General features: G+C 60.1%; 2 protein-coding genes. Both read right to left on the bottom strand.

Translation table 11 applies throughout. The features are described 5' to 3' along the window. Window positions 1-174: 174 nt before the first annotated feature. Window positions 175-732 carry an elongation factor P gene (gene efp / locus NW860_RS05280; protein WP_414396277.1) on the bottom strand — a complete coding sequence of 186 codons (558 nt, stop codon included), beginning with the start codon at window positions 730-732 and terminating at the stop codon, window positions 175-177. A gap of 35 nt (window positions 733-767) precedes the next feature. Then, window positions 768-1,451 carry a tRNA (adenosine(37)-N6)-threonylcarbamoyltransferase complex dimerization subunit type 1 TsaB gene (tsaB, locus tag NW860_RS05275; protein ID WP_414512851.1) on the bottom strand — a complete coding sequence of 228 codons (684 nt, stop codon included), beginning with the start codon at window positions 1,449-1,451 and terminating at the stop codon, window positions 768-770. Window positions 1,452-1,517 lie beyond the last annotated feature (66 nt).

Below are 1,517 nucleotides of genomic sequence, written 5' to 3'. Positions count from 1 at the left end.
GAGCAGCAGGGATTCCTTTGCGCAGAGTAAGGCGGAAATCCTTGCACTCTAGAGTTAACTCGCTAACATCGCTCTCTTGCAGAGCGGCCAGCAGAAGGCGAATTTCCTGCCAATTAATGACATCCAAGGGAAGTCACCTGTCCACAACAGCAACCTAGCAAGGGGGAAGAGCCATCACTCGCGGCCTAGGTAGGTGTCCGTGCGAGTATCGACTCGAACCCGCTCTCCCACTTTGATAAACAAAGGCACCTGGATCTCGGCGCCGGTTTCTAGCTTGGCAGGCTTAGTCCCCCCTGTAGCTGTGTCTCCCCTTACGCCCGGGTCCGTCTCCACCACTTCCAGGACGACACTGGTGGGCAGCTCCACATCGATCACCTGCCCCTTCCAGCGCAAAACAGACACTTCCATATTTTCCTTCAGGTATTTCACGGCAGAGCCCACCTGGGCGGTACTGAGCACAGCCTGCTCGTAGGTCTCCATGTCCATGAACACGAGGTTATCTCCTTCCGCATAGAGATACTGCATGTTCACCTTTTCGATGGTGGCAGCAGGCAGCATTTCGCCGGCGCGGAAGGTTTTCTCGACAACGTTGCCGGTCTGCATGTTTTTGAGCTTGGTGCGCACAAAGGCCGCCCCTTTGCCTGGCTTGACGTGGAGAAACTCGATGACTTTGTAGGGAGCGCCATCAATCTCTACAGAGACGCCGGGGCGCAAGTCGTTGCTTGAGATCATGTCAGCACAGGGTCTGTGGCCTAGCCTTCCCAATCTTACCGCGCCTGGGGGGTACTCCGATTCACCCCGCTGAGATCAATGGGCGGCTGCCGTCCGTACTTAGGCAACACCTCCTGCCAGGGAGGGCGCAGGCCTGCAAGAAAGTCAGCACGGGCAAGCTCTGCCAGCGCCAGCACAGGCACCGGCTCTACCCAATCGGCGGCATCGACCGCTAGCGCCTGCGGCCACTGGCGGAGAAGGGCCTGCCAAGCCACCGCCTCCCAGAGTTGATCGGCCACTTCAGCCACTACCTGGTCTGGGCCTACCCGGTACACGCCGCCATACCGCTCCCCCCGCTTGGCATCCATGTGCACCGCCACCCTCAGGGGCTGGAGTGGGGATCCCTGCTCCTGCCACACCTGGCGGGCAATAACAGCCAAGGACGAGTAGCCAAACACGGGAATGCCCAGCTGCTGCCCCACCAGCCGCGCCACGCTCGCCCCCAAACGGCTACCGGTAAAACTCCCTGGCCCGACGGCGACAGCGATCCCCGCCAGCTGGGACCAGTCTTGGCCAGCCAAGAACTCCTTTAGGCACGGGTGCAGCCGCGCTGCCATCTGGCGGTCTAGCCACCAACTTTGGCTGCGGACTTCCCCCTCCTTTCCTTCCAGCGGCAGGAGGGCTAGGCCCAAGACGGGCGTGGTGGTGTGGATCCCTAGAATCCAGCGGGCAAGCGACATGGCTTCTTTCAGGAGAGTTGACAGAACTTAACGGTTGGATTAAGGTTAGGTTGTCCATCTTCGCAC

Source organism: Synechococcus sp. F70.1, assembly GCF_047502745.1.
GTDB lineage: Bacteria > Cyanobacteriota > Cyanobacteriia > Thermostichales > Thermostichaceae > Thermostichus.
The sequence above is the reverse complement of the archived record's forward strand: the minus strand, read 5'-3'. Positions and strand labels throughout refer to the sequence as shown.

Excerpts from the sequence above, each read along its gene's own strand:
- efp (WP_414396277.1), bottom strand. The coding sequence starts at position 732 with ATGATCTCAAGCAACGACTTGCGCCCCGGCGTCTCTGTAGAGATTGAT.
- tsaB (WP_414512851.1), bottom strand. The coding sequence starts at position 1,451 with ATGTCGCTTGCCCGCTGGATTCTAGGGATCCACACCACCACGCCCGTC.